The organism is Pseudomonas sp. P4_C8 (assembly GCF_056401975.1).
The window spans coordinates 97,516-114,455 of sequence record NZ_JBFUIH010000013.1; the positions used below are offsets into that span (position 1 = coordinate 97,516).

Genomic DNA, 16,940 nt, shown 5'->3' on the forward strand with positions numbered 1-16,940 from the left:
CTCCATTCGTAATGTATGCGAATGGGCGCCGTTGTGCGTTTAGTGTCTGGCTGATCACAGCCAAGCAACGCCCCATCCGAGCCTGACAGGTCGAACCTGCTGCAGCGCCCCTCGGACAGGTGGCGGGAAAACGGTATCAATGAATCGTTACCGTTTTGAAACGGTGGCGATTATAGCGGGCTATGCTGATCTTCCAAAGCGTTTCTGTCGGTCAATGTCTGAACGGTAATCGAGACCATAGTCTATGCGTAATAGAGCTCTAGCCCGGGCTCTGCCATGATGCCCCTCATCATTTCGCAAGACGCTCAGGAGTGAATATGAATTTCCACACCCGCAAATGGGTAAAACCTGAAGACCTCAACCCCAACGGCACGCTGTTCGGCGGCAGCCTGTTGCGCTGGATCGATGAAGAAGCGGCGATCTATGCCATCGTCCAGCTGGGCAACCAGCGCGTCGTCACCAAGTACATTTCCGAAATCAACTTCGTCAGCGCCTCGCGCCAGGGCGACATTATCGAGCTGGGCATCACCGCCACCGAGTTCGGTCGCACCTCGATTAGCCTGACGTGTGAAGTGCGTAACAAGATCACCCGCAAAAGCATCCTCACCGTGGAAAAGATGGTGTTCGTCAACTTGGGCGAAGACGGCTTACCGGCGCCGCATGGTCGTACCGAGATCAAATACGTCAAAGATCAGTTTCAGGATGATGTGGCCGGCTCGTAATGCGAGCCCTGTAGGAGCCGAGCTTGCTCGCGATGGGTTCACTTCGGTTTCGGCGGTGATGCGAATGACGCCATCGCGAGCAAGCTCGGCTCCTACAGGAGTGGTTTCGTTTATTCGAGTACTGAACAGCTCCGAACCACGCGTGTCGTACCTACATGACACGCCACCGGTTCCGGAACGCTATGGACACCCCAAAAGACGGCAAAACCCCGAACCTCTCGGCTGAAGAACAGCACGAAGTCGACAAAAACCAGCCACCCCGTGCGGCGGTGCTGCACGAAATCATCCGCACTCAAGGCGATCAGGAACTCGAGCGCAGTGTCGCTGCCCTGTGGTGGTCGGCGCTGGCCGCTGGCTTGACCATGGGCCTGTCGCTGATGGCCATGGGTTTGCTCAACTCACGATTGCCGGACGGCGAGCACTTCAAAGTGATCGCCAGTTTTGGCTACTGCGCCGGTTTTCTCGCGGTGATCCTCGCTCGTCAACAGTTGTTCACCGAAAACACCCTGACCGCCGTGCTGCCGGTCATGACCAAGCCCACATTCAACAACTTCGGTCGGTTGCTGCGCCTGTGGACGGTGGTGCTGGTGGGCAACCTGTGCGGTACGTTGCTGGTGGCTTATGTGATGCTGAACCTGCCGATTTTCGACAGCAAAACCGACCTGGCTTTTCTCGAAATCGGCCGCAAAGTCATGGAAAACCACACCGGCCAAATGTTCGCCAAGGGCATCGTCTCGGGCTGGATGATCGCCACCATGGTCTGGATGATTCCGTCCATGGAGAGCGCAAAGATGGGGATCATCATTCTTATCACCTACCTTATGGCGCTGGGTGATTTCACCCATATCGTGGTCGGCTCCGCCGAGGTGTCGTACCTGGTGTTTGCCGGCGAGTTGCCGTGGAAAGATTTCTGGCTGGTGTTCGCCGGGCCGACGCTGGCGGGGAATATCATTGGTGGCAGCTTTATCTTTGCTTTGATCAGCCATGCACAGATTCGCAGCGAGAGCGGGCCGCCGAAGAAAAGCGCGGATCAGGCACCTGATCCGCGCAAGCGCAAAGAGGCGTGAAGACAGGTGTACCGCGTCAACTTCTTCGCGATCTTGCTCGCTCCCACAGGAAATACGCTGTCCATGTGGGCGTGAGCCTGATCGATGATCAGCAGTTGCAGGCGAGCGACATCGGGCAACAGGCCCATGATGACGAGTTCAGTGGTGCCGATGCCGAACGCGGCAACGCCGAGGGCGAGCAAGGTCGCTGTGATCAGGCATACGCACGCCGATGTCCGCTCTCGGTGAGAGCGGGCATGGACAGAATTTATTGGAATTAGTCTGTGCGCAACTGAGTGCGGCGTGGTCGCTTGCAGTATAAACAGCTGCTGATCTATGGCGAATCAATTCTCCGGGCGCTTTGCGCAGGGAACAAAAACAAATAAAGGAGTGTGCCGTGCTTGCAACAGCACTGGTGTTAGTAGCGGCGCTGTTGCACGCGGCGTGGAATACCCTGATCAAATTCAGTGCGGAACGCTTGTTGGTAGTGGCCTGCATGGACAGCGTGGCGCTGTTGTTTGTCGCCGTGATGGTGCCGTTCTTGAGCGTGCCACCCAACGAAATCTGGCCGTGGATTCTGGCGTCGGCGGCGTTCGAATTGCTCTACCGTTACCTGCTGATCCAAGCGTATCGGGTCGGTGACCTTGGCCTGGTGTATCCGCTGATGCGTGGCTTGTCGCCGCTGGTGGTGCTGGCCTTGACGCTGATCTTTGCCGGGGAAGTGCTGACGAATCAGCAGATATTTGGAATTCTGTTGATCCCGTTCGGCATGGCGTGCCTGCTGTGGCAGGGCGGTGGTGGCGCGCGATTGCCATGGTCAATGCTGCCCGTGGTGGCACTGATCGGCTTGTGCATCGGTTGCTACACCTACATCGACGGTCAGGCGTTGCGGCGCTGGTCACATCCTCTGGACTATCTGGTCTGGGTCACGTTGTTCAGTGCCTGGCCATTCCCGTTGCTGGCGCTGGTGCGCAAGCGCCCGGCATTCAGATTGTTCTGGCGTGAACAGTGGCGGCTGGGGCTGGCGGTCGGATTCTGTGTGTTGTTCAGCTACGCTCTGGTGCTGTGGGCTATGCAGCTGGGCTCGATTGCCGAAGCGGCAGCGTTGCGTGAGATCAGCGTGATTCTGGTGGTGCTGTTCGGCATGCGTTACCTGAAAGAACCTTTTGGTCGACCACGACTGCTTGCGTGTGGACTGGTGATGATTGGCATATTGGTGATGAAGTTTTAACCGAAACCCGAATTCCTAAAACTGAAGAAAGGACTGCTCTATGACGGTTGCCCTGTGGTGCATTTTGATCGTGATTTTCCTGCCGTATATCGGCACGGGTGTCGCCAAGATCAGTGGCGGGTTCAGACTGAAAGACAACCATGATCCCCGGGATTTTCTCGACTCGCTGGAGGGTTTGGGCCGGCGTGCGTATGCAGCGCAACAGAACAGTTTTGAAGTGACCCCGGCGTTCGCCGCAGCGGTGATCGTGGCGCACCTGGCCGGCAATGCCGAACTGGTGACGATCAACGTGCTGTCGGTGTTATTTATCACCAGTCGATTGCTGTACATCATTTGCTATCTGGCGGACTGGGCGACTTTGCGGTCGTTGGTGTGGTTTGTCGGGATGGGGTTGATTGTCAGTTTCTTTGTGGTGTCGGTCTGACAAAACTTCAGTGATTTTTCTGGCCCCTTCGCGAGCAGGCTCGCTCCCACAGGGGCTGGTGGATCACTGAAGATCCATTGTGGGAGCGAGCCTGCTCGCGAAAGCTATCTAACCGGCACTACAGATCTCAGGGCTTAGTGTTGGTCGCATCAGCCACCTGAGGCACTTGCGGTAACGCCGCACCTTTAGGCCACAGCATCCAGATCTGCCCTTGCTGCTTCATGTCCCCGGCCAATTGCCCGGCCGCTTCACCTGTGCCCCAGAACAGGTCCGCACGGACCTCGCCGGCAATCGCGCCGCCGGTATCTTGAGCCGCCACCGGACGAACCAGTGCAGTGCCGTCCGGTTTAGTGGTGGATAGCCACAACAGGCTGCCCAGCGGAATCACCTTGCGGTCCACTGCCGCGCTATACCCCGCCGTCAACGGCACATTCAATGAGCCGCGAGGCCCTTCGTTGCTGTCCGGGTTGCGGGTGAAAAACACATAGCTGGGGTTGCTGGCAAGCAGCTCGGGAATGCGTGTCGGGTTGGCCTTGGCCCAGGTGCTGATCGCACCCATGGTCACGTCTTCTTTCTTCAGCTCGCCTTGCTCCACCAGCCAGCGCCCAATGGGCCGATACGGATGGCCGTTCTGGTCGGCGTAAGCGATGCGCAGTTGGCGACCGTCATCGAGCTGGATTCGCCCCGAACCCTGGATTTGCAGGAATTGCAGGTTCATCGGATCAGTCAGCCAGGCAACCACCGGCGCCTTGGCCCCTTTGGTCCCGATCGCTGCTGCATCGTCGTAAGGCTTGAGCACTCGCCCTTCAAGTCGACCGCGCAGGCGTTTGCCCTTGAGTTCCGGATAGAGGCTGTCCAGCGAGACAATGATCATGTCCTCGGGTACGCCATAGACCGGGATGTTTGCCGTCGTGGTTTGGGTCAGGCTGCCAGGGTAGACCGGCTCGTAGTAGCCGGTGATCAAACCATTGGGGTTGTCATTGGCGGCGCGCAGGCCATAGACATCCAGATTTTGTTTCAGAAAATTGCGGATATCAGGGGCGGTTTGCGACACGTTGGCGGAAGCCGCGCAGGTCGTGCCCCAGACCGGGTCGGCCTTGAGTCGGTTGCAGGCACTGCGCCACGAACCGAAACCGGCGACCAGGTCGTTATCGGATACCGTTGGCAGCGCTTCCCAAGTGGCTCTGGAATAGGTGGCCAGTGCGTGGGTTTTTGGCTTGTTGTTATCGCCGCCGGTGCAGCCGGCGAGTACGGCCACCATTGGAAGAGTCCACGCGAGGTGGTGACGCCATGCCTTGAAACGGCTGTTCATGGAGTAATTCCTTTGCCGGTCGCCTGAGTGCTCCATGCGCTCAAACAACCCGTATTGATAATAGGGCTATTGGTCTTTGTCGATGACACGAGGATACTGGCCGCCGTTTCCCGTGACCTGAAGCCACCATGATTTTTAAAAGACTTTCTGTTGTATTGCTGGCGTGCCTGATGTTGTCCGCTTGTGGCGGTGTCGACCCGAATTCGCCGCTGGGTCAGCGCAAAGCGATCTTCAAGCAGATGCTCCAAACCGGTGAAGACCTGGGCGGCATGTTGCGTGGTCGCATTGCGTTTGATGGCCCGAAATTCGCCAACGGTGCCGTGAAGCTCGATGCGCTGTCCCGTGAACCGTGGAAACATTTTCCACAGGTGCGTGAAGAAGATCACACCAGTGCCAAGGACAATGTCTGGCAACAGCAGACACGTTTTCAGGAAATGTCCCGCAACCTTGAAGCCGCCACCGGTGAATTGGTGATCGCCAGCCAGGTTCAGCCTTACAAGGCCAGCAACCTTGGGCCGGCGGTGCAGAAAGTTGAAGATGCCTGCAGTGCTTGCCATAAACAGTTTCGGGATCATTGATTCTCGCTTGGCTGGTCGATCGTTCCCCACGCAGAGCATGGGAGCGATCGCTGCAAAACGCCTTATTTATCCAACTCGTCGAGCGCATCCTGCAATTCCTTGCGGGACTCGGCGAGTTTGTCTTTTCGGTTGTTGATCTTCTCGGGGTCACCTTTCTTCATGGCTTTGTCGAGGTCTGCCTGACGCTTGCTGACTTCATGCTTGGCATTGAGGACTTTGTTTTCCCGTTCTTTCTTCAGCGAAGCATCGGTGCAATGAGCCGTGACTTCGCTCAGGGCGGTTTCCAGGCCTGCTTGCTGGTCGGCGTTGCCATGTGACTTGGCCAGTTCGATCTGGTTGATGATGCCCTGTTTCTTGGCCGCGCAGCCGGTCAACTCCGGTGCTTCTTCAGCCGCCATCAGTGGAGCGGCCAACACACTGCAAAGGGTCAGCAGGGCGAGCGGTGAAAGAAATTTCATAAAAGCTCCATGTGCAAAGGCAAGCGGGTCAGTGTGGCGATGGGCGTTTGAGCACATCGGCACCTAGGGGTTCCCGGGCTGCCGGGCATTGTCGGTCTCTAGAAACCGTCAATTCCGGCAACTCGTAATGTTTCACTCAAGGCCAGGACCTGCGGGTCGCGAAAAAATGCGCTCAGTTGGGCCGCACGTCCCGGGCCGATCCCGGCTTCAGCCTGCCATTGTTTGGTGTTTCGATTCGCCAGTTCCTGCCATGAATTGGCAAGCTGCGCCTGCCCCGTCGGAGGTAAACCCAAGGCTTTCAACCAACGACTGAAAGGACGCTGTCGAGCGCTGTTGAAACTGTTTAAAAGACGAGCACTGCTGCGTTCGCCGAAGCCGTTAATGGTAGCAAGCTCTTGAGCGTCGAAGGTCAACCAATCCAGAAGGCCATTCAGACGGCCTGTTTCTAAAAGTTTCTCCCATGTTCCGGGGCCTACATGGGGTAAGGCCAGCCCCTGCTTGCCACTGAGCCAGGCCAGTCGCGCAAGGAATTGGCTTTCGCACCCCGGTGTCGGCTTCCAGCAACTCAAAAGATGGAAGTCGGCTGCCAGCGGAACATTCAACTCGGGGCGTTCGGTGTTGCGCAGTACAACGCTGTCGAGCCTGGGAATGGTCAGTCCCGCCAAGCTGATGGACACCTGATCGCCGGGACGGATGTCCAGTTCCTCCCAGCGCCGCAGCGAGCTGACACTTACGCGCTTGATCTGCCGGTCATCGAGCGTCACTGGTGTCAGGTTCAGCACCGGTGTGATCCGACCGGTGCGCCCAATTTTGAACTCGACTGTTCGCACCTGCGCCAGCGCCTGAGCGAACGGGTATTTCCAGGCGACGGCCCAGTAGGGTGTTTTTGCTTGCCAGCGTTCGGCCGAGGGGCGCTGACTTTGGCGCAGGACGACACCGTCACTGGCAAACGGCAGGGACGAGCGATACCAGTGATCGCGCCAACGTTGCGCATCAGCCAATGTCTGGATCGGTTGGCTGTAGGGCGCAGTGCTCGGGAAGCCCAGCTCATCCAGAGTCGCGTTACGCTCGGGCAGATTGGCCGGGCCTTGTGGCCAGTCCCAGACAAACAGCCTGATGCCGGTGGCGTGTTCAGGGGTGATGGTCTTGCGGGCCATCAGGCCGGCCACGGTGGAGCGGGCATTGAGGCTACCGCTCTTGGCTTGTACGTGGTCAGTCAGATGCCAATAGAGTTCGCCTTGCACCAGCAAATCCACTGATTGGGCCAGTTGCCGAGGAATGCTGGGGATCAATCGTGCCGAGGTCGTCCAGTCCTGTCCGTTCACCCCGTCGCCACGGCTGATGGCTTGGTGTAGCAGGCCATCGCGATAGATCAAAGTCACGGCCACACCATCGACCTTGGGTTGTATCCAGAGGTCCTTGCGATCGCGCAGCCAGTTTTCCACGGCCTGTTCATCACGGAGTTTGTCCAGGCCAGTGTGGGCGATGGGATGGGCTGTCTGGCCACTGGCAGTGCGCAAGGGTTCGGGCGCACTGCCCAAGTCAAAACACTCACGCCATTCGATCAATTGCGCGCGGGACTGATCGTAGATGTCGTCGGCGACCAGTGAGCGTCCGCTCCGGTGATAGCGGTCGTCCCAACGGTCGATTTGTTTTTGCAGGGCGGTAATTTCGTCCAGGGCGCGGGCGGGTGGCCAGTCGGGGCAGTCGGCTGCGTTTGAGCTGAGGCAAAACCAGGTCAGGAAGAAAACGGAAAACAGGCGCAGAAGCATTGTGAGCGTCCTTGCTCAAGTGGAGTGCTTGAAGGCTAGTCAAAATTTTCAGGCGGGAAGGGTAGGTGTTTTGCCTGGTGTTTCAGGGCGACCGGGCTGGCCTCTTCGCGAGCAGGCTCGCTCCCACATTCAATCTGTGGCGTACACAAAACCCCTGTGGGAGCGACGGTTCGACGATTCGACCTGCTCGCGATGGCGGCGATACGGTGCAAAGCGAAAGACAATAAAAAGCCCCGCACGACGAACCGTGCAGGGCTTTGGGTACCGCCGGGGAAATCTTACAAACCGGCAGCCAGACGCAGGTCGTCGGCGCGGTCGGTTTTTTCCCAAGTGAACGTGGTGAATGTATCGTCGCCCACGGTCTTGGTGGCCGGGGTGCGACCAAAGTGGCCGTACGCAGCGGTTTCCTGATACATCGGGTGCAGCAGGTTGAGCATGGTGGTGATTGCGTATGGACGCAGGTCAAAAATTTCGCGAACCAGTTTGACGATTTTGTCGTCGCTGATTTTGCCGGTACCGAAGGTGTTCAACGAGATCGACGTAGGCTGAGCAACACCGATCGCGTAGGAAACCTGAATCTCGCAGCGCTCGGCCAGACCTGCAGCAACGATGTTCTTGGCCACGTAACGACCGGCGTAGGCGGCCGAACGGTCAACCTTCGATGGATCTTTACCGGAGAACGCGCCGCCGCCGTGACGGGCCATGCCGCCGTAGCTGTCGACGATGATCTTGCGACCGGTCAGGCCGCAGTCGCCAACCGGGCCGCCGATGATGAACTGGCCAGTCGGGTTGATGTGGAACTGGGTGTCCTTGCTCAGCAGTTCGGCAGGCAGTACGTGCTTGACGATCAGCTCCATCACGCCTTCGCGCAGGTCTTTGTACGACACGTCAGGGTTGTGCTGGGTCGACAGTACAACGGCGTCGATACCGACAACCTTGCCGCCTTCGTAACGGCAAGTCACTTGCGACTTGGCGTCCGGACGCAGCCAAGGCAGCAGGCCGGATTTACGGGCTTCGGCCTGGCGTTGAACCAGTTGGTGCGAGAAGGTGATCGGTGCTGGCATCAGCACGTCGGTTTCGTTGCTGGCGTAGCCGAACATCAGGCCCTGGTCGCCGGCGCCCTGGTCTTCAGGCTTGGCACGATCAACACCCTGGTTGATGTCGGGGGACTGCTTGCCGATGATGTTCATCACGCCGCAGGTCGCACCGTCAAAGCCGACATTGGAGCTGTTGTAGCCGATGTCGAGAATCACGTTACGGACGATGTCTTCCAGATCGACCCAGGCCGACGTGGTCACTTCACCGGCGATGATTGCAACGCCGGTTTTTACCAGGGTCTCGACCGCTACACGGGCGAACTTGTCTTCAGCAATGATGGCGTCCAGCACTGCATCGGAAATCTGGTCGGCGATTTTGTCCGGATGTCCTTCAGACACGGACTCGGAGGTGAAGAGGGAGTATTCGCTCATCTCGATGTTTTCCTGAATTTACCGATGGTGAGTGTCGCCAGTCGGTCGCTGAAAGTGGCGGACCTGGATCTGGAAACCATTACGTAAGCCTATATAGAGACTTTCCCCGGGAACGAGTCCCGCAGCGGTGGCCCAACGGGCCAAATCGTCCTGTTCAAACCCCATCCAGAGATCACCGCAGGCCTCCCTGGCCCAACTCTGGTTGTGGCTACATAACTCTGTCACGAGCAGGCTACCGCCCGGATGCAGCAGGTCGGCCATGTGCTTGAGCGCTTCGGCCGGCGCGGCGAAATGGTGCAGCACCATGTTCAGTACAACGCAATCGGCTTGAAGGCTTACACCGTTCAATGCATCGGCCAATTGCAGGCTGACGTTAGCCAGCTTTTCACGTTCACAGACCTGGCGGGCCAGTTCGAGCATCGCCGGGCTGTTGTCCAGCGCGGTGACTTCAGTGAAGCGGCGCGCCAGTTCCGGCAGAAACTCGCCGTCACCGGGGCCGACTTCAATGGCCGTGGCGCCTGTGCTGAAACTCAACTTGTCGAGCAAGGCCACCACGCTTTCGCGGTACTGCGGCAGGCCGGCGATCAAGTCTTGCTGGGCGCGAAATTTCTCCGCGACCCGTGAGAAAAAGTCCCGGCTGGCCGCCGCTCGTTGCCCATGCACCTGACCGATCCGCGATTGCACATCGGCCGGCAGGGTCAGGTTGTCCACTTCTTCCAGCAGCGCGGCGTGCAACTTGCCACCCAGCAGGTCGGTATGGGGCAGGGCGCGACGGTAGAAAATCGCGTTACCTTCACGGCGGGTCGCCACCAGGCCGGCCTGGGCCAATACCTTGAGGTGATGACTCATGCCGGACTGACCGATGCCGAAGATCTGCGCCAGTTCCAGTACGCCGAACGAATCGTTGGCCAGGGCACGCAATACATTCAGACGCAGAGGATCGCCGCCGGCCTTGCAGAGGGCCGCCAGCTCGTCGCAATTGTCATGTTGAATGGAAGGCACGGGTAAATTCATAGGGCCAGCAGTCTAGTGACGGGTAGAAATCCCTGCAAGAGCAATATCAAAAAGTTTTGATATTGCTCGATAGATGGCACTTCTCGACGTCAGGTTCAGTCAACAAACGGACAGCGGAAAGGTTTCACCCGTCGAAACCGTCGTTATCAAATGGAAAAACGCCTCCAGATGACTATCTGTCATTGCCCCGAGGCGGCCCGGTGAGGGAAAATGCTCGCCTTTTTTCCATTTCGTTTTATTCACTCTCGTTACAGAACCCGCAGGAGAACAGCGATGCCAAGCCGTCGTGAGCGTGCCAACGCCATTCGTGCCCTCAGCATGGATGCCGTGCAAAAAGCCAACAGCGGCCATCCCGGTGCCCCTATGGGTATGGCGGATATCGCCGAAGTACTTTGGCGTGACTACCTGAAGCACAACCCGAGCAATCCATCGTTCGCCGACCGTGACCGCTTCGTGCTGTCCAACGGTCACGGTTCGATGTTGATCTACTCGCTGCTGCACCTGACCGGCTACGACCTGTCGATCGATGACCTGAAGCAGTTCCGCCAATTGCACAGCCGCACCCCGGGCCATCCGGAACTCGGCTACACCCCGGGCGTTGAAACCACCACCGGTCCACTGGGCCAGGGCCTGGCCAACGCCGTGGGTTTTGCCCTGGCTGAAAAAGTCATGGCGGCGCAGTTCAACCGTCCTGGTCACAACATCGTCGACCACCACACCTATGTGTTCCTGGGTGATGGCTGCATGATGGAAGGCATCTCCCACGAAGTCAGTTCGCTGGCCGGTACTTTGGGCCTGGGCAAGCTGATCGCTTTCTACGATGACAACGGCATCTCCATCGATGGCGAAGTCGAAGGCTGGTTCACCGACGACACGCCAAAGCGTTTCGAAGCCTACAACTGGCAGGTGATCCGCAACGTCGACGGTCATGATCCGGAAGAGATCAAGACTGCAATCGAAACCGCGCGCAAAAGCGATCAGCCAACCCTGATCTGCTGCAAGACCACCATCGGTTTCGGTTCGCCGAACAAGCAAGGTAAAGAAGACTGCCACGGCGCCCCATTGGGTGACGCGGAAATCGCCTTGACCCGCGCTGCACTGAAGTGGAACCACGGTCCGTTCGAAATCCCGGCTGACATCTACGCCGAGTGGGACGCCAAGGAAGCCGGCAAAGCGACCGAAGCCGAGTGGGATCAGCGTTTCGCTGCTTACTCCGCTGCGTTCCCGACCGAAGCCAACGAACTGATCCGTCGTCTGAGCGGTGACCTGCCAGCCGACTTCAGCGAAAAGGCCGCCGCCTACATCGCCGAAGTGGCTGCCAAAGGCGAAACCATCGCCAGCCGTAAAGCCAGCCAGAATGCTCTGAATGCCTACGGTCCGATGTTGCCGGAATTCCTCGGCGGCTCGGCTGACCTGGCCGGCTCCAACCTGACCCTGTGGAAAGGTTGCAAAGGCGTCACCGCCGAAGACGCCAGCGGCAACTACATGTACTACGGCGTGCGCGAGTTCGGCATGACCGCCATCATGAACGGCGTTGCCTTGCACGGCGGCCTGGTGCCTTACGGCGCGACCTTCCTGATGTTCATGGAATACGCCCGCAACGCAGTGCGCATGTCGGCCCTGATGAAGCAGCGTGTGATCCACGTCTACACCCACGACTCCATCGGTCTGGGCGAAGACGGCCCGACTCACCAGCCAATCGAGCAACTGGCGAGCCTGCGTTGCACGCCGAACCTCGACACCTGGCGCCCGGCCGATGCCGTTGAATCGGCGGTGTGCTGGAAGTACGCGCTGGAGCGTAAAGACGGCCCGTCGGCGCTGATCTTCTCGCGTCAGAACCTGCAGCACCAAACCCGCAATGCGATCCAGATCGCCGAAATCGCCCGTGGCGGTTACGTGTTGAAGGACTGCATCGGTGAGCCTGAGCTGATCCTGATCTCCACTGGTTCCGAAGTGGGCCTGGCGGTTCAGGCTTACGACAAGCTGACCGAACAAGGTCATAAAGTGCGCGTTGTTTCGATGCCGTGCACCAGCGTGTTCGATGCTCAGGATGCTGGCTACAAGCAAGCGGTTCTGCCGTTGCAGGTCAGCGCCCGTATCGCCATCGAAGCCTCCCACGCGGACTACTGGTACAAGTACGTGGGCCTGGAAGGCCGCGTGATCGGCATGACCACCTACGGCGAGTCGGCGCCTGCGCCAGCCTTGTTCGAAGAGTTCGGCTTCACCCTGGAAAACATCCTGGGTCAGGCTGAAGAGCTGTTGGAAGACTAAGCACAACGCGGTGGTTTCATGACCACCGCAATCCCTTGTAGGAGCTGGCTTGCCAGCGAAGACGTCTGTGCAGCCAACGGCAATGCAGAGACTAATGGCCTCTTCGCTGGCAAGCCAGCTCCTACAGGGGTTGTGTTGTTAACGAGATTTCGTCTGACTGCGTCTATCGAGAACCCCATGCCTCAACCGCGTCCTTACAAAGTTGCACTCAACGGCTACGGCCGGATTGGTCGTTGCGTCTTGCGTGCGTTGTTTGAGCGAGGCGAAAAGGCCGGGTTTGAAATTGTCGCGATCAACGATCTGGCTGACATGGCCAGCATCGAATACCTGACACGCTTCGACTCCACTCACGGGCGTTTTCCCGGTGAAGTGAAAGTCGACGGCGATTGTCTGCATATTAATGGCGACTGCGTGAAGGTCCTGCGCAGTGCCACCCCCGAAGGCATCGATTGGGCGTCGCTGGGCGTCGATCTGGTGCTGGAATGCTCCGGCGCTTATCACACCCGTGAAGACGGCCAGCGGTTCCTCGACGCTGGCGCGCCACGTGTGCTGTTTTCCCAGCCGATGGCCAGCGAGGCGGATGTCGACGCCACCATCGTCTACGGCGTGAACCAGGATTGCCTGACCGGCAACGAACTGCTGGTGTCCAACGCGTCCTGCACCACCAACTGTGGCGTGCCGCTGTTGCGTCTGCTGGATCAGGCCATCGGTCTGGAATACGTGTCGATCACCACCATTCACTCGGCGATGAACGATCAGCCGGTCATTGATGCCTATCACCATGAAGACCTGCGCCGCACCCGTTCGGCGTTCCAGTCGGTGATTCCGGTGTCCACCGGTCTGGCGCGAGGCATCGAACGCCTGCTTCCGGAACTTGCCGGGCGAATTCAGGCCAAAGCCGTACGCGTGCCGACGGTTAACGTGTCTTGCCTCGATATTACGATGCAGACCGTCAGCGACACCGACGCCACCGAGGTCAACCGGATTCTGCGCGAGGCCGCCACTACTGGCCCGCTCAAAGGCTTGCTGGCCTATACCGAGTTGCCTCACGCCAGTTGTGATTTTAACCATGACCCACATTCGGCGATCGTCGATGCCAGTCAGACCCGAGTTTCCGGCCCACGGCTGGTGAACATCCTGGCCTGGTTCGACAACGAATGGGGTTTTGCCAACCGAATGCTGGACGTTGCAGAACACTATCTGCAAACAGCCATTAAAAAACCGTAACTCAGGAATTGCGACCCATGACCGTGTTGAAGATGTCCGACCTCGATCTGCAAGGTAAGCGCGTACTGATCCGCGAAGACCTCAACGTCCCAGTCAAGGACGGTGTTGTCACCAGCGATGCGCGAATCCTGGCCTCGCTGCCGACCATCAAGCTGGCCCTGGAGAAAGGCGCGGCCGTGATGGTCTGCTCGCACCTTGGCCGTCCGACCGAAGGTGAGTTCTCGGCTGAGAACAGCCTCAAGCCGGTCGCCGACTACCTGAGCAAGGCCCTGGGCCGCGAAGTGCCGCTGGTCGCTGACTATCTGGGCGGCGTCGACGTCAAAGCCGGCGACATCGTGCTGTTCGAAAACGTGCGCTTCAACAAAGGCGAGAAAAAGAACGCTGACGAACTGGCCCAGCAATACGCCGCCCTGTGCGACGTGTTCGTGATGGACGCCTTCGGCACTGCTCACCGTGCCGAGGGTTCGACCCACGGCGTGGCCAAGTTCGCCAAAGTGGCCGCCGCAGGCCCATTGCTGGCTGCCGAACTGGACGCACTGGGCAAAGCCCTCGGCGCCCCGGCTCAGCCAATGGCCGCCATCGTTGCCGGCTCCAAGGTCTCGACCAAGCTCGACGTACTGAACAGCCTGAGCCAGATCTGCAACCAGCTGATCGTCGGCGGCGGCATTGCCAACACCTTCCTGGCGGCTGCCGGTCACCCGGTTGGCAAATCACTGTACGAACCGGACCTGCTGGACACCGCTCGCGCCATCGCCGCCAAAGTCAGCGTGCCACTGCCGGTCGACGTAGTCGTTGCGAAGGAATTCGCCGAGAGCGCCACCGCGACCGTCAAGCTGATCGCTGATGTGGCCGCAGACGACATGATTCTGGACATCGGCCCACAGACCGCGGCGAATTTCGCCGAGCTGCTGAAGTCGTCCAAGACCATCCTGTGGAACGGCCCGGTGGGCGTGTTCGAATTCGACCAGTTCGGTAACGGCACCAAAGTGCTGGCCCAGGCCATCGCAGAAAGCTCGGCGTTCTCCATCGCTGGTGGCGGCGACACTCTGGCCGCCATCGATAAATATGGCGTGGCCGAGCAGATCTCCTACATTTCTACCGGTGGCGGCGCGTTCCTTGAATTCGTCGAAGGCAAGGTGCTGCCTGCCGTTGAAGTCCTGGAAAGCCGGGCCAAGGCCTGAGGCCGCGCATTTGACCAGGCAAAGGAGTGTTTACATGGTCAAGACGTTAACGCTGCTGATTGCAGCGGGCCTGCTGGCGGCTTGCGGGAGTAACCCGAAAGCCACGCCGGAGCCTGCGCCGCAGACCCAGGAAAAAGGCTGCTACCAGGCCGACTGGCAAGCGGAAACCAATCCTGTGCTCAACAAGCGTTCCGGGCCGGATGGCCTGGATAAATACGAGACACGGACACCCGCCAAGGAACAGGGCTGTCCTTGACGGGTCTGACTCATTACTCAGGGCTGGCGGCGTGCGCCGTCAGTCGAGGAAGATGGATGAAAGGTTTTATCGCCGTTACGGCGCTGGCGTTGCTGGCCGGTTGCGCTCAGTTGAACCTGTTCCAGTCGTCTGCACCTGTGGATAACTGGACCACCTGGACCTGCGACAGTCAGGCCAAAGTGCTGTGGCGCTACACCGACGACAGCCGCAAGGAAGTCGACGTGCGTCTCGGCGGGTCTGATCAGGTCTATCGCCTGACGCTGGAGCCGGGAGCGGAAGGTTCGCTGTACAGCAACGACATGCTGGCGTTTCACGTAAAAGGTGAGGAAGGCCTGGTGTACTGGGTCGCCACCAATGATTTGATCGGCCGCGGTTGTAAAGCCGAGTAATAACGGCTCGACGCAACCCCTGTAGGAGCTGGCTTGCCAGCGAAGAGGCCCTTGAGGCATGTGGTGTCCCGGCGGACGCCTTCGCCGGCAAGCCGGCTCCTGCAGGGGATGTGTTAGCCAATACGCATTGACCGAATTCGCAGCCCGGACCAACCCCCGATCTGCAATAACTTGAATAGCCGCCGCCGCTACGGCAGGCTGGCACGATTAACGACCCAAACCGGGAGAGACATACACAATGGCACTTATCAGCATGCGCCAGATGCTGGACCACGCAGCCGAGTTCGGCTACGGCGTTCCAGCCTTCAACGTCAACAACCTTGAGCAGATGCGCGCCATCATGGAAGCCGCTGACAAGACTGACTCCCCGGTGATCGTCCAGGCTTCGGCCGGTGCTCGCAAATACGCCGGCGCCCCGTTCCTGCGTCACCTGATCCTCGCGGCAATCGAAGAATTCCCACACATCCCGGTGTGCATGCACCAGGACCACGGCACCAGCCCTGACGTCTGCCAGCGCTCCATCCAACTGGGCTTCAGCTCGGTAATGATGGACGGTTCCCTGGGCGAAGACGGCAAGACCCCGACGGACTACGACTACAACGTCCGTGTTACCCAACAAACCGTGGCCATGGCTCACGCCTGCGGCGTCTCGGTAGAAGGCGAGCTGGGCTGCCTGGGTTCGCTGGAAACCGGCATGGCCGGTGAAGAAGACGGCATCGGCGCCGAAGGCGTTCTGGATCACAGCCAAATGCTGACCGACCCGGAAGAAGCTGCTGACTTCGTCAAACGCACCCAGGTCGACGCCCTGGCTATCGCCATCGGCACCAGCCACGGCGCGTACAAGTTCACCAAGCCACCTACCGGCGACGTGCTGGCCATCGACCGCATCAAAGAAATCCACAAACGTATCCCGAACACCCACCTGGTGATGCACGGTTCGTCTTCGGTTCCGCAAGAGTGGCTGGCGATCATCAACCAGTACGGCGGCGACATCAAAGAAACCTACGGCGTGCCGGTTGAAGAAATCGTTGAAGGCATCAAGCACGGCGTGCGCAAGGTCAACATCGATACTGACCTGCGTTTGGCTTCCACTGGTGCGATGCGTCGTTTGATGGCTACCAATCCTAGCGAGTTTGATCCGCGTAAGTTCTTCGGTGCGACTGTGACGGCGATGCGTGACGTGTGTATCGACCGTTACAACCAGTTTGGTACTGCTGGTAATGCTTCGAAGATCAAGCCGATCTCGCTGGAAGGGATGTATCAGCGGTATTTGAAGGGTGAGTTGAACGCTAAGGTGAACTAAGACCTTTAGTGTTTGAGTTGCATAAAAACCCGCCGAGACAGACTGTGTGAAAACACACTGATGGTGGTTCCAGCAAACGCCCCGACTTGTTCGGGGCGTTTGCTTTTGTGCTCACAGCAGACGAAAAAAGGCTTTTCAGTCCATCAGCGCCATCATCTGACGCACGCCCAGCACGTTAATCGCTCTTTTCAGGTTATAGGCGTTCACCGCCAAGGCCATTTCAGCCCTCGCGCCTTCAAGCTGTCGCAGCAAGAAGCGAGCGTTACCAAATAACCACTGTTTAAGGT

General features: G+C 58.8%; 16 protein-coding genes, 2 pseudogenes and 1 riboswitch. Of the genes and pseudogenes, 11 read left to right on the top strand and 7 right to left on the bottom strand.

Annotated elements, in window-relative coordinates; genetic code table 11:
• Positions 1-16 precede the first annotated feature (16 nt).
• Positions 17-119: riboswitch (S-adenosyl-L-homocysteine riboswitch) on the bottom strand.
• Positions 120-317: 198 nt separating this feature from the next.
• Together AC1DWM_RS10860 and AC1DWM_RS10865 are read left to right on the top strand one after the other, a co-directional pair.
• The gene (locus tag AC1DWM_RS10860; protein ID WP_317849413.1) at positions 318-722 is read left to right on the top strand and encodes an acyl-CoA thioesterase; all 405 of its coding nucleotides are present in this window, start codon (positions 318-320) and stop codon (positions 720-722) included.
• A gap of 182 nt (positions 723-904) precedes the next feature.
• Positions 905-1,789, top strand: coding sequence for a formate/nitrite transporter family protein (locus AC1DWM_RS10865; protein WP_223518145.1), 885 nt, complete (start codon positions 905-907; stop codon positions 1,787-1,789).
• A gap of 101 nt (positions 1,790-1,890) precedes the next feature.
• Here the strand turns inward: AC1DWM_RS10865 and AC1DWM_RS10870 are convergent.
• Positions 1,891-1,983: pseudogene (locus tag AC1DWM_RS10870) on the bottom strand (hypothetical protein); the annotation flags it as partial.
• Between the two features lie 182 nt (positions 1,984-2,165).
• Between AC1DWM_RS10870 and AC1DWM_RS10875 the strand changes: the two are divergent.
• Positions 2,166-2,999: an EamA family transporter gene (locus AC1DWM_RS10875; RefSeq protein WP_477795182.1), complete on the top strand. Its 834-nt coding sequence runs from the start codon at positions 2,166-2,168 to the stop codon at positions 2,997-2,999.
• Between the two features lie 40 nt (positions 3,000-3,039).
• Positions 3,040-3,423: an MAPEG family protein gene (locus AC1DWM_RS10880; protein WP_223518161.1), complete on the top strand. Its 384-nt coding sequence runs from the start codon at positions 3,040-3,042 to the stop codon at positions 3,421-3,423.
• A 127-nt stretch (positions 3,424-3,550) separates the two neighbouring features.
• Here AC1DWM_RS10880 and mltA read toward each other — a convergent pair whose 3' ends face one another.
• Complete coding sequence (mltA, locus tag AC1DWM_RS10885; protein ID WP_477795183.1) at positions 3,551-4,735, bottom strand: murein transglycosylase A; 1,185 nt, start codon at positions 4,733-4,735, stop codon at positions 3,551-3,553.
• 128 nt (positions 4,736-4,863) lie between these two features.
• On the opposite strand from mltA, the gene AC1DWM_RS10890 reads away from it, so the two are divergent.
• Positions 4,864-5,313, top strand: a complete 450-nt coding sequence (locus AC1DWM_RS10890) for a c-type cytochrome (protein ID WP_223518166.1) — start codon at positions 4,864-4,866, stop codon at positions 5,311-5,313.
• 62 nt (positions 5,314-5,375) lie between these two features.
• On the opposite strand, the gene AC1DWM_RS10895 is transcribed toward AC1DWM_RS10890, so the two are convergent.
• From AC1DWM_RS10895 to AC1DWM_RS10910, 4 genes are all read right to left on the bottom strand, one after another.
• Entirely contained in the window at positions 5,376-5,771 is a 396-nt protein-coding gene (locus tag AC1DWM_RS10895) for a DUF1090 domain-containing protein (RefSeq protein ID WP_223518167.1), read from the bottom strand.
• Between the two features lie 98 nt (positions 5,772-5,869).
• Complete coding sequence (gene ligB, locus AC1DWM_RS10900; RefSeq protein WP_477795184.1) at positions 5,870-7,543, bottom strand: NAD-dependent DNA ligase LigB; 1,674 nt, start codon at positions 7,541-7,543, stop codon at positions 5,870-5,872.
• 278 nt (positions 7,544-7,821) lie between these two features.
• A complete protein-coding gene (gene metK / locus AC1DWM_RS10905; protein ID WP_223518173.1) occupies positions 7,822-9,012 on the bottom strand; it encodes a methionine adenosyltransferase in 1,191 nt (396 codons plus the stop codon).
• An 18-nt stretch (positions 9,013-9,030) separates the two neighbouring features.
• Entirely contained in the window at positions 9,031-10,026 is a 996-nt protein-coding gene (locus AC1DWM_RS10910; RefSeq protein WP_223518176.1) for an ArsR/SmtB family transcription factor, read from the bottom strand.
• 273 nt (positions 10,027-10,299) lie between these two features.
• On the opposite strand from AC1DWM_RS10910, the gene tkt reads away from it, so the two are divergent.
• The 6 genes from tkt to fba all read left to right on the top strand — a co-directional run bounded on the left by tkt (position 10,300) and on the right by fba (position 16,653).
• Positions 10,300-12,297: a transketolase gene (gene tkt, locus AC1DWM_RS10915; RefSeq protein WP_223518179.1), complete on the top strand. Its 1,998-nt coding sequence runs from the start codon at positions 10,300-10,302 to the stop codon at positions 12,295-12,297.
• A 177-nt stretch (positions 12,298-12,474) separates the two neighbouring features.
• Positions 12,475-13,524, top strand: a complete 1,050-nt coding sequence (gene epd / locus AC1DWM_RS10920; RefSeq protein ID WP_477795185.1) for an erythrose-4-phosphate dehydrogenase — start codon at positions 12,475-12,477, stop codon at positions 13,522-13,524.
• Positions 13,525-13,541: 17 nt separating this feature from the next.
• Complete coding sequence (locus tag AC1DWM_RS10925; RefSeq protein WP_192416742.1) at positions 13,542-14,705, top strand: phosphoglycerate kinase; 1,164 nt, start codon at positions 13,542-13,544, stop codon at positions 14,703-14,705.
• Between the two features lie 34 nt (positions 14,706-14,739).
• Complete coding sequence (locus AC1DWM_RS10930) at positions 14,740-14,961, top strand: hypothetical protein (protein ID WP_477795186.1); 222 nt, start codon at positions 14,740-14,742, stop codon at positions 14,959-14,961.
• A 56-nt stretch (positions 14,962-15,017) separates the two neighbouring features.
• Entirely contained in the window at positions 15,018-15,350 is a 333-nt protein-coding gene (locus AC1DWM_RS10935) for an MliC family protein (RefSeq protein WP_477795187.1), read from the top strand.
• A 238-nt stretch (positions 15,351-15,588) separates the two neighbouring features.
• Entirely contained in the window at positions 15,589-16,653 is a 1,065-nt protein-coding gene (gene fba / locus AC1DWM_RS10940) for a class II fructose-bisphosphate aldolase (protein ID WP_007945427.1), read from the top strand.
• Positions 16,654-16,788: 135 nt separating this feature from the next.
• Here the strand turns inward: fba and AC1DWM_RS10945 are convergent.
• Positions 16,789-16,940 (bottom strand): annotated as a pseudogene (locus tag AC1DWM_RS10945) (IS5/IS1182 family transposase); the annotation flags it as partial.

Excerpts from the sequence above, each read along its gene's own strand:
- AC1DWM_RS10860 (WP_317849413.1), top strand. The coding sequence starts at position 318 with ATGAATTTCCACACCCGCAAATGGGTAAAACCTGAAGACCTCAACCCC.
- AC1DWM_RS10865 (WP_223518145.1), top strand. The coding sequence starts at position 905 with ATGGACACCCCAAAAGACGGCAAAACCCCGAACCTCTCGGCTGAAGAA.
- AC1DWM_RS10880 (WP_223518161.1), top strand. The coding sequence starts at position 3,040 with ATGACGGTTGCCCTGTGGTGCATTTTGATCGTGATTTTCCTGCCGTAT.
- mltA (WP_477795183.1), bottom strand. The coding sequence starts at position 4,735 with ATGAACAGCCGTTTCAAGGCATGGCGTCACCACCTCGCGTGGACTCTT.
- AC1DWM_RS10890 (WP_223518166.1), top strand. The coding sequence starts at position 4,864 with ATGATTTTTAAAAGACTTTCTGTTGTATTGCTGGCGTGCCTGATGTTG.
- AC1DWM_RS10895 (WP_223518167.1), bottom strand. The coding sequence starts at position 5,771 with ATGAAATTTCTTTCACCGCTCGCCCTGCTGACCCTTTGCAGTGTGTTG.
- ligB (WP_477795184.1), bottom strand. The coding sequence starts at position 7,543 with ATGCTTCTGCGCCTGTTTTCCGTTTTCTTCCTGACCTGGTTTTGCCTC.
- metK (WP_223518173.1), bottom strand. The coding sequence starts at position 9,012 with ATGAGCGAATACTCCCTCTTCACCTCCGAGTCCGTGTCTGAAGGACAT.
- AC1DWM_RS10910 (WP_223518176.1), bottom strand. The coding sequence starts at position 10,026 with ATGAATTTACCCGTGCCTTCCATTCAACATGACAATTGCGACGAGCTG.
- tkt (WP_223518179.1), top strand. The coding sequence starts at position 10,300 with ATGCCAAGCCGTCGTGAGCGTGCCAACGCCATTCGTGCCCTCAGCATG.
- epd (WP_477795185.1), top strand. The coding sequence starts at position 12,475 with ATGCCTCAACCGCGTCCTTACAAAGTTGCACTCAACGGCTACGGCCGG.
- AC1DWM_RS10925 (WP_192416742.1), top strand. The coding sequence starts at position 13,542 with ATGACCGTGTTGAAGATGTCCGACCTCGATCTGCAAGGTAAGCGCGTA.
- AC1DWM_RS10930 (WP_477795186.1), top strand. The coding sequence starts at position 14,740 with ATGGTCAAGACGTTAACGCTGCTGATTGCAGCGGGCCTGCTGGCGGCT.
- AC1DWM_RS10935 (WP_477795187.1), top strand. The coding sequence starts at position 15,018 with ATGAAAGGTTTTATCGCCGTTACGGCGCTGGCGTTGCTGGCCGGTTGC.
- fba (WP_007945427.1), top strand. The coding sequence starts at position 15,589 with ATGGCACTTATCAGCATGCGCCAGATGCTGGACCACGCAGCCGAGTTC.